This is a genomic window from Pseudomonadota bacterium (assembly GCA_010028905.1).
Classification (GTDB): domain Bacteria; phylum Vulcanimicrobiota; class Xenobia; order RGZZ01; family RGZZ01; genus RGZZ01.
The window spans coordinates 1-10109 of sequence record RGZZ01000157.1 but is presented as its reverse complement, the minus strand read 5'-3'; the positions used below and the strand labels follow the sequence as shown (position 1 = coordinate 10109).

Below are 10109 nucleotides of genomic sequence, written 5' to 3'. Positions count from 1 at the left end.
GCACCCGCAGCAACGCCCCCTGCCCCCGCCGCACCACCGCGCGGCGGATTTGCCGGCGGCCCGCCCAAGGACTGGAAAGCAGAACCAGAGGAAGAACCCGCGGGCGAAGGCGGCGACAACACCCTCTGGGCGTTCACCAGGCACATGCCGACAGCCCGCGACGAGCGCATCGGCCAGACCACCGAGATGCAGCGGCAGGCACGACGGGAGTCGTTCCTCCACGATGTGCAGGCCCGCCTCGAGGGTGTGAACCGCGCCTTCGAGCACGAGCTGCCAGAGAACACCCTGGCGATGGCGCACGAGCTGCGCGACTACATCGCGTCGATCAACAGCGACAACGACGAAGCCCTGACCGCCGAGCAGCGCAAGGTCGAGCGCATCATCGACAAGCTCGAGAGCGCGGGCTACAAGCTGAGCACGGGCAACGAGGGCATACGGCAGGCCTCACGCGCCCTGTCGCGCGCCACGCGAAACCTCATCATCGGACTGATTGCTCTCCTGATCCTGGCAGGTCTTGGCGTTCGCGCGCTGCTGAAAGCCAACGACGAGGAGAACGCCCGCATCCCGGGACGCATCGTGGGAGTCGTCGGGTACGACACGCCCCAGGGCACCGTGCGCGTGCCCTTCGAAAACGTTCGGCTGGTGGCCCAGAACGAGGCTTCTGACGCCCTTGCCAACAAGCTGGGCGGCCTGCACGATCGCACACGAGCCTTCCACGACCTGCGCACCAAGCGAGGCAGCCTGCCCGCCATCGGCGAGGGCACGCTCAGCCCCGTTGGAGAGTTCGCCCTCGAGAACGTTCCCCCCGGCCGCTACTACGTCATCGTCATCACGTCGAAGAACGAGGACGAGGCCGGCGCCTGGATGATACCGCTTCGCGTGGAGCCGACCAAGATCACCGAAGTGAAGCTGGTCGAGGGCAATCGCTTCTGAACCGCGGCGTCGCACCGCGGCCCCTGCGTGAAAGAGGGAACGCGCCTCGAGCCACGAATCCCCACGCCCTTCACAACTCCATGCAGGAGGCCTGACTTGAACCTCGATCAGTACTTCGCCCTCCACGTGACCTCGGCCGACGCAAAGGTGGCCTATCGCTCGTATCAGCAGGAGAAGTCGAACATGGAAGCCATGTTCGCAGACCTGCTGGCCCACGGCAACGAAGCGGTCAGCGCGGAGTACCTGCGCGAGGCCCTCATGCTCGTCTCGCGTGTGCACGCGGCCCATCTCGAAGCCGTCGCCGCCCTCGTGACCGCGAAGTAGCGCAACGCGAGCCCAGAGGTCGATGACATCCAGCGAGGAGCGCGTGAGCCGGCTCGTCACGCGCGCCATGGCGTGGCTGGCTGATTTCTGCGATCGCCGCGCCGGGCTGGTCATCTGGCTCACCTTCATCGTCTTCGCCTTCACCGGCGTCTACACGCAGCGATTCCTCGGGTATGCCAGCGATCGCAGCATCGTGCTGGCGACATCAGCCCCCTACTACCACGAGTACCAGGCCTTCAAGCGCGAGTTCGGGGCGAGCGACGCCCTCTTCTTCGTGGTCCGCAGCCCCGACCCGGCGAAGAACCACGCAGTGGCGCTCGAGATCGGCAGAGCCGCCCGCGCAAACACGAAGTGCTTCTCGAACGTGGTCGACCTCATCGATCTCAGCTTCGCTCGCAAGCGCGCCCTGCTCTTCGTGTCGTCGAAGGAGCTCGAGCAGCTCGCGGTGACCCTGCGCGAGGCCCGTCCCCTGCTCGAGCACCTCGTCGACCACCCGGGTCTGACGCCGCTCTTCGTGCGGGTGAACAACGAGGTGCAGGCCTGGATGGGCGCCATGATGCGCGCGGTGCGCCTCACTGAGCGTCCTCGAGACGATGCCCAGCCCGGACCCGGCTCTCCCCAGTCGGCGCAGGTGACTGCATTCATGCAGGCCCTGCCGGTCTTCACCAACGTGCTCGACGGCATGCGCGCCGCCATCGACGGTACCCCCGTCGCCTCACCGCTCCAGGCTGTCCTGGCCAAAGGGGGAAGCGCCCAGCCCGCGGACGCGGGTCGGGATCTGTGGCTCGAGTTCAAGCACGGTGAGACTGTGCTCGTGTCGGCCGAGGCGCGCATCGCGGGCGATCGCGCGGACGCTGTCGACGCGGCAGTGGAGGCCGCCCGCCAGATCATCGAGGAGACCCGAGCCCGACATCCCGAGGTCGAGCTCGGCGTGACGGGAACCCCCGCCATCGACAGCGACGAGATGCGCCAGTCGAAGATCGACTCGTTCCGCGCCACCCTGCTGTCTCTGCTGGGCGTGGTGCTGCTCTTCTGGGGCGCCTTCCACAACCTCACCCGCCCGCTGCTGGCGCTCGTGGCCCTCATCGTCTCGCTGGTCTACACGCTGGCCTTCGTCACCCTGACCCTGGGCCATCTCAACCTGCTCACCGTCACCGCGCTGCCCATGCTGGTCGGGCTGGGCATCGACTTCGGCATCCAGGTCATCAGTCGCTACGAGGAAGAGCGCAACGCCGGCCTCGAGCCCACCTCGGCCATGTCCGACACGCTGCAGTTCACCGGCGCCAGCATCATAACGGCGGGCCTCACCACCGCCGTCTCGTTCGGTGTGGTGTACTTCTCCGGCTTCGTCGGCGTGCAGGAGATGGCCATCGTCGCGGGAGCCGGCATCATCATCGGCGTGTTCTGCATGACCGTGGTGCTGCCGTCGTTCATTCTCGCAGGTGAGCGCAGCCGCTTCCGAAAGGCTTCCGCGCGCGCCATGCGCGCCTCTTCGTGGCAGGCGCTCGAGGCGCTCGAGAAGCGCGTTCTGCGCCGTCCCGGCGTCACCCTCATGGTCGGGCTCGCATTCACCGGCCTGTGCACCTCGAATCTCAGCCAGGTCCGCTATGACTGGAACCCGCTGCATCTGCAAGACCCATCGTCTCCCTCGGTGTCACAGGCCATGCAGCTGATGGCCGCGTGTGATCGCTCGATCTTGTGGGCAGCGGTGACCACTGACACGCCGACCCAGGCGCGCGCGCTCACCGATCGCTTCCGCAGCCTGGAATCGGTGGGAGACGTGCTGAGCATTGCGCCCCTCATCCCCCCGAACCAGCCCGCCCGCATCGAGGTCGTTGGCCGCATTCAGCGCGACCTGGCCGGGCTGGCGCCGCGGCTGCCCATGTCCCCACCGCCCGCCATGGATGTGAAGGCACTGTGCGGCGCCATCCGCGACCTGCGACGGGTGGCGCTCGTGGTGTATCCGGAGGCGGCACGCATGGGCGGGCCCGCGGCGGGTGAGGCGGTTCAGGCGTTCGTCACGGCCGGTGATCAGCTGCTCGAGAGCATTGAGAGCGCTCCGAAGGCCGCGGTGACCGCACGCCTGAATGCCTATCAGCAGAAGCTCTTCAGTGAGCTGGGAGAGCGGCTCACGATGATGCTCAACCCGCTCGCGGCCACGCCCGTCACCGTCGAGACCCTCCCCGAGGCGCTGCGCAGGCAGTTCGTGGGAAGGAACGGGCAGTTCATGGTGCAGGTGTTCCCGTCCGGGAACGTCTGGGAGCGCCCGGCCCTGGCGGCATTCATCGAACAGGTGCGCGGGGTATCGCCGTCGATCACCGGCCCCGCGGTGGAGATGTACGAATCGACGGTTCGCGTGAAGACGGGCTACGAACGCGTGACCGTCTACGCCCTCATCGCCATCGTGATACTGACCCTGCTCCACTTCCAGTCGATCGGCGCCACGATTCTCGCACTCACGCCCCTCGGGCTCGGCGTGCTGTGGATGACGGGCATCCAGGGAATCATCGGGCTGCCGTTCAACGGCGCCAACGAGCTGGCCCTCTCGCTCATCCTGGGCATCGGCGTGGCCAACGGCATCTACATCGTGCGCCGCTATCACGAGGAAGGGCGCGCCACCATCTTCACCCAGTCGACCGGCCGCGCCATTCTGCTCTCGAACCTGGCCGCCCTGGTGGGCTTCGGAAGCCTGCTCGTCTCGGCCTACCGCGGCATGTTCACGTTCGGGCTGCTCATGTCGATTGGCGTGATCACCTGCATGGTGGCGTCTCTGGTGATGCTGCCGGCCATGCTCTCCCTGCCGCGCTTTCGCAGGCCCGATGCAAAGGACGCGGTCAGCGAGGATGCTTCCCCTTCGCGTCTCCCACAAGGTTGAGGTGCCCCGTCTGGATGCGATTGCCCACGAGAATCGAAGCCAGGCTCCCCGCCACAAACCCGACCGCTCCCCCAACGGGACCGGCCATGCTCGCCCCCGTGGCCGCCGCGGCGAGGCTCATGGAGTAGACGGGCCAGTGCGAAAGCCGGTTCAACAGGAAGGAACAGTGGTCGGCATAGACCACCGTGCTCCCTGGAATCTTGCGAAACGCGTCGGGCGAGACCACGGTCTTGGCCATCACGTGACGAACCGGGGCCTCGATGGGGTTCGGTGACGCCTTCAGTGCTTTGTAGACGTACTCCGCGCAGTACATCTCGCGGTCGTCAGCCGTGTTGAAGTCGTTGTCATAGGGCTTGCCAAGCTGCGCGCGCGCGTACTCGAGCGTCGCGTCGACATCGCCGGGTGCGCGGTACGGGGGGCGGATGACCGCCACGTGCATGCGCCCGTGCAGGTAGCCGTCAAGGTCGGTGCGCTGCACCCCTCCAGGCGTGGTCGCTTCGAGGAACTTGCCGTCGCCCTCGTAAATGGCCGCGTGGGTGAAGCTCGAGCGCATCGTGAAGAACTCCATGAGCTGCCACCCGGGATAGGCGTCGTCGGTCTCGAGAATGACATCTCCGGGACGTATCGAGGCCATGATCTGCTGGCGGCACGCCTCCGAGATCTCAGGCGTGGTCGTAGGCACACGCACGTCGAGCATCTTCACGAACGCATCGGAGACACGGCCCAGCACAGCACCCGCCGCCCCCCCTCGGCTCACGCGGGCCGCACCCATTCCGGAGGCCAGTGGCCTCATCGAAACCTGGCCTGCCATCGCTGCACCTGCCTCCAAGTCGTAATCGACCCAGAGCCTACACCTCGTCACGGTTGACAATCCAGCAGCAAAGATTGCTATTTTGTTACGCTTTGACGATTGCATGACGGGCCTGTGCGATCTCAGGCCACCTCGAGAGCGAGCATGCGAGCGACCTCAGCCGTCATATCATCGACATCGAACGGCTTGGCCAGTATCGCTTCGACCCGCGATGCGCGGGCCATCTCAGCCACGTCGTCGCTCACCGATGAGATCATGAGCACAGGAACGTGCGACGTGGTCTCGTTGAACTTCACCAGTCGTGCCAGCGCGAGACCATCGAGCGATGGCAGCATGACATCGAGCAGCAGCAGAGCGGGGGGCTGCTCGAGAATACGAGCATAGGCCTCGAGGCCATCGGCAAACACCTCGACGGCGCACCCCAACCCACGAACGACGTCGGCCATGCGCAATGCGATGGACGACAGATCTTCAACGATGTAGACGACACGCATCTCTCCTCCTGACACAAGCGCAGCACGCCCGAGACCTCTGCGCGATCGAGATCGGCGCACACGCGCCGTCTCACTTCATGAACAGGTTCACCAGATTGAACACCGGCATCACCAGTGCCACCACCATCACCGCGACCACTGCGCCCACCACAATGATCACCAGCGGCTCGACCAGCGATGTGAGGGCCTTCACGGCGTGATCGACCCGCTCCTCATAATAGGTCGCGATGCGCTCGAGCATGTGATCGAGACGACCGCTCTGCTCGCCCACGCCGATCATGCTCAGGGCCATGCGCGTGAAGATTCCCGTGGCACGCAGCGTCTCGACGATGCCGCGCCCCTCCGTCAGATGCACCGGGACACGCTCCACCGCCTTCTCGAGCGCCGCGTTGCCCATGGTATCGGCCACCAGCGCGGATGCCTGCATGAGCGGAACGCCGCAGCCGAGAAGACTCGACAAGGTACGACAGAAACGCGCGATGGCCAGCAGTCGAAAGAGCGTCCCCACGCCGGGCAGGCGCAGTTTCAGGCCGTCGATGGCCAGACGCCCGCGCTCGGTGCTTGACACCTTGCCCCAGAGCACCAGAAGCACGAGCCCACCGAAGACAAGCAGCGGAAGCTCGTTCGAAGCGAGGCGCCCGAAGCCAAGCAACGCTTGCGTGAAGGCAGGAAGGTCTCCGCCGAGGGTGTCGTAGAACGCCGCATATCGCGGAACCACCACCACGAGCATGAGCGTGAGAAAGGCGACCGACACAATGGTGATGAACGCAGGATAGTACAGCGCCCCCGCGACCTTGCGGCGAAGGGCCTCGGCCTTCTCAAGAAGCCCGGCAAGCTCGGTGAGGGCGCCGGCGAGATTGCCGCCGGTCTCCCCTGCGCTCACCGTGGCGAGAAACTGACGCGAGAACACCTCTGGATGGGCCGAGAGCGCCTCGGTCACCGACTCTCCTGCGCTCACCCGCGTGGCCAGATCAACCAGAAGCTGACGTCCAGCGCCATCTTCGGCATCCTCCGTCATCACGTCGAGTGCCTGCTTGACAGTCACACCTGACTCGATCATGGCGCAGAGCTGCTGGGTGAATGCGATGATCTCCTCCGACGACCAGGGCGACCGCGCGGGCAGCCCGAGCGCATCGCGCACACGCTGCCATGTCGAGCCCGTCGCTACAGGCTGGATTCTCGCCACCACGAGGTTCTTGTCGACAAGGCTGCGCATCGCGGCCTCCATGTCGACGGCTACGAGTGTGCCGATATATCGGCGTCCCTCGGTGTTCGTCACCACATACTCGAACTGGCCCATGCGCCACACGCTCCCCACAGTTTCTTCATCGCGTTGCACCCTGACCCACGCAGCATCAGCACTCGTCCACCGTCGGGTCGTCGACCGTCAGGCGCGCCACCTCCTCGAGACTCGTGACCCCCGCGAAGAGCTTGTCGCACGCGCTCTCTCGCAAGGTGCGAAAGGTCGTCTGGAGCCGCGCGGCCTCGAGCAGGCGCGAAGCCGTGAGATGGGCGGGCGATAGACGGCGCACCGCAGCCGACATCTCGAACAGCTGGTAGATGCCAACCCTCCCCTTATACCCCAGGCCACCACATCCCTGACATCCCACCGCGCGAAAGATGCGCGTCTCGGTCGGCACCTCGTCAACCCCAGCAGCGCGCAGCGCCGCAGGCTCCGGTGCGTGCGGAACACGACAGTCCGGACAGAGGCGACGCACCAGGCGCTGGGCCAGCACGCCGCTCAGCGACGACTGCACGAGAAACGGCGGTATCCCCATGTCGACGAGACGGGTCACGGCCTGAAGCGCGTCATTGGTGTGCAATGTGGAGAACAGCAGGTGCCCGGTGAGCGACGACCGCAAGGCGATCTCTGCCGATTCCTGGTCTCGGATCTCGCCCAGCATGATCACGTCCGGGTCGTGGCGCAGAATGGCGCGCAGCCCCTGCGCGAAGGTGAACCCCACCGACGGGTTCATCTGCAGCTGGGTCACGCCGTGAAGCTTGCACTCGACCGGGTCTTCAAGCGTGATGATCTTCGTGCTCGGCGAGTAGATGCTGCGCAGCGTGGTGTAGAGGGTGGTCGACTTGCCCGAGCCGGTGGGACCGGTCACCAGTATCATGCCGTAGGGCAGCGTGATGAGACGCTCCCAGCGGGCCTGAAGCGAGGCATCGAAGCCGAGATCACCCACGTTCCCACGCGCCGCTCCGGCATCGAGAACGCGAATGACCACGTTCTCGCCGTTCACCCCAGGAATGATGGAGACCCGCAGATCGTAGCGCTGCTCCCCCGCGTCAAATGTAAGACGCCCGTCTTGCGGAAGACGTCGCTCAGCGATATCGAGCGACGCCATGACCTTGATGCGTGACACCAGCGCTGGATACATGTCGAGGGGCGGTGGTGGGAAGTCGTGCAAGATGCCATCGACCCTGAAGCGTAAGATGCACTCGCTCGGGTACGGCTCGAAGTGGATGTCGCTGGCGTTGATCTCGATGGCGTGGGTCAGCACGTAGTTGATGAGGCGGATGGTGGGTGCGTCTTCGTCTTCGGTGGGCAGCACCGACGCCGTCGCGCCCTCGGTGACCTCCGCGCGAGATCCCGCGATGGCCACCATGGCCTGCTCGGCTGTTCCCCGATCGAGGTAGTGCCGCTTCAATGCGTCGTCGATGTCCGACGCGAGCGCAACCACCGGTTCGACAACGCAGCGGGTGGCTGACCGTAAGAAATCGAGGGCGGCGAGATCCATGGGATCTGCCATGGCCACGTGCAGCCGACGATCGTGCCGAAACAGGGGAAGCACGCGCAGCCGCCGTGCAACCGGCGCCCCCACCAGAGCCACCGCATCGGCCTCCGCCTCATACCGGCGCAGATTGACGAATGCGCAGCCGAAATGACGTCCCAGCAGAGCCAGCAACGCATCAGACGAAACCAGGCGCTGTCGCAGCAGGTACTCGATGGGGCCGTGTCCCCCCCAACTCGTATCGATGGCCAGCTGAAGGGCGCTCTCCGTGACGACGCCGCGCAAGAGACGCGCCCAGACGCGATCATCGAGACGCGCGCAGGACGCCAGCGGCTGATGATCAACATCGTTCGCCTGCCCCTTGTCAGACCGACGTTCGACAACCATCTCCATCAGGTCTCCAGGGCCATGCCCACGGCGGCCTTCCAGAGACCGCCCCCTTCGTTCGGCATCCGGGTCTTCCACGTCACGCTGCCCCATCGGTCGACCTCCACGGCTACATCGAGCGCCTTTGCCAGTCGCTCGCGAAGGGGAAGCCAGAGCCCGAAGCCGCCGCTCAGCCAAAGCTCCCCAACTCCTGAGATCAGCGCGAAGCGCTCCTCGAAATGGGTCAGGCTGCGTTTCACCTCGTGCAGCAGCGCTCGCAGCGGCGGCTCGCACGGCGGGCCCACAGTGCCGAGATCCCCCTCCCAGAAGCAGCGATCGGTCTCCTCCCAGGTGAAGCGATGGGCCTTCTGCAGGGCATGCATCAGATGGCGCCCCCCCACGGCCAGCTCGCGGGCAAAGTACGGCAGCCCTTCACGCACAATCACGAAATGGGTGGTGCTGAAGCCCACACTCACCAGCGCGGTGAATGCATGCGTCCGTTCCGGATGGTTGCGTCCGAACTCTCGCGCCAGAGCCAGGGGCGTCACCTCCATACGGTGCACGCTCATGCCACAGGCCTCGAACACCGTCGAGAGCGCGAGCGCGGGGTCACGCAGGGCGGCGACGACGAGCACACCGGCACGATTTTCGCGCAGCGGCGGCACGCTCACCGTCGACATCACCATCTGCGACAGCGCGAACGGCAGCGCTTTGCAGGCCGCAGCCCGCGCGGCCTGTTCACGCTCGGCAGCCGAAAGCAGCGGCAGGTCGAGGTACTGCAGCCAGGTGCCCGTGCCTTGCAGCGCCGTCACGACACGGGGAGGCAGGGTCACTTCTCGCTGCAAGCGATGAACGATGTCACGCAGGCGCGCGCGAAGGTCGTCGCCGTGCAGATCGAGCGTGGCCCCCTCACGCTCCGGCCACAGCGGCGCGCTCCAGGCCTTTCGCACCCGAGCATCGTCGCTCTCGACCTCTACATATTTGAAGGTGTGCGCGCCGATATCGATGGCCGCCGTGATACGCTTTCCGAACACGGGTCCTCCCTACTGCCGATGCAGGGCGGTGAGCGCCCAGCCGGTCTGGCTTGAGAAATCAGATGCGCGTGTCAGCGAGCGATCATAGTGCAGGGTCGTGGCCCCCGTCATCCTCACAGACGCACCGATCAGCGCACCCTCGAGCGACGTCGCTCCCGTGAGGGTGATGTCGGCGGTGGGCGCGTAGAGCGCGTATCGAGCGCTTGCACTTCCCGTGAGGCTCACCGACGTGCTGGAAGGCAGCCCCGCAATCAACAGATTGGACGCCGAACTGGTGTTGTTCACCACGACCCCGCCGGTGCTATCCCAGCTTCCCGCAAAGAAGATGCGTACGGGACCCTCGCCCGGCGCAAGGCCCAGCGTCGCGTTTCCCGTGAGCTTCACGCTGCCGCTCGACTTCGCGCCGGCAGCGAACACGTAGGTTCCGGTCTTCAGCAGCACCGTGCCGCCCGTCAAGCTGAGGTCGCCATATGCCCCAGGCGCGAGGGTGAACGAGCTTCCGCTCGACGGCGCCACGTTCGAATACGGGGGCGA

9 protein-coding genes are annotated in these 10109 nt (G+C 65.8%); 3 read left to right on the top strand and 6 right to left on the bottom strand.

Going from position 1 to position 10109, the window contains the following annotated elements; translation table 11 throughout:
* Window positions 1–144: 144 nt before the first annotated feature.
* From EB084_12285 to EB084_12275, 3 genes are all read left to right on the top strand, one after another.
* The gene (locus EB084_12285; GenBank protein NDD29033.1) at window positions 145–933 is read left to right on the top strand and encodes a hypothetical protein; all 789 of its coding nucleotides are present in this window, start codon (window positions 145–147) and stop codon (window positions 931–933) included.
* 96 nt (window positions 934–1029) lie between these two features.
* On the top strand, window positions 1030–1257 hold the full coding sequence (locus EB084_12280) for a hypothetical protein (protein NDD29032.1): 228 nt from the start codon (window positions 1030–1032) through the stop codon (window positions 1255–1257).
* Between the two features lie 22 nt (window positions 1258–1279).
* Window positions 1280–4132 carry a hypothetical protein gene (locus EB084_12275; GenBank protein ID NDD29031.1) on the top strand — a complete coding sequence of 951 codons (2853 nt, stop codon included), beginning with the start codon at window positions 1280–1282 and terminating at the stop codon, window positions 4130–4132.
* On the opposite strand, the gene EB084_12270 is transcribed toward EB084_12275, so the two are convergent.
* The 6 genes from EB084_12270 to EB084_12245 all read right to left on the bottom strand — a co-directional run.
* Window positions 4092–5048, bottom strand: coding sequence for a hypothetical protein (locus EB084_12270; protein ID NDD29030.1), 957 nt, complete (start codon window positions 5046–5048; stop codon window positions 4092–4094). The two genes, EB084_12275 and EB084_12270, sit on opposite strands and share 41 nt — an antisense overlap.
* Window positions 5049–5065: 17 nt before the next feature.
* Window positions 5066–5437 carry a response regulator gene (locus tag EB084_12265; protein ID NDD29029.1) on the bottom strand — a complete coding sequence of 124 codons (372 nt, stop codon included), beginning with the start codon at window positions 5435–5437 and terminating at the stop codon, window positions 5066–5068.
* Between the two features lie 70 nt (window positions 5438–5507).
* A complete protein-coding gene (locus EB084_12260) occupies window positions 5508–6746 on the bottom strand; it encodes a type II secretion system F family protein (protein NDD29028.1) in 1239 nt (412 codons plus the stop codon).
* A gap of 46 nt (window positions 6747–6792) precedes the next feature.
* The gene (locus EB084_12255; GenBank protein ID NDD29027.1) at window positions 6793–8655 is read right to left on the bottom strand and encodes a type II secretion system protein GspE; all 1863 of its coding nucleotides are present in this window, start codon (window positions 8653–8655) and stop codon (window positions 6793–6795) included.
* On the bottom strand, window positions 8568–9575 hold the full coding sequence (locus EB084_12250) for a hypothetical protein (GenBank protein ID NDD29026.1): 1008 nt from the start codon (window positions 9573–9575) through the stop codon (window positions 8568–8570). The genes EB084_12255 and EB084_12250 overlap by 88 nt, the downstream gene beginning before the upstream one ends.
* Before the next feature lie 9 nt (window positions 9576–9584).
* A partial coding sequence (locus EB084_12245; protein ID NDD29025.1) for a hypothetical protein occupies window positions 9585–10109 on the bottom strand: 525 nt, incomplete at its 5' end.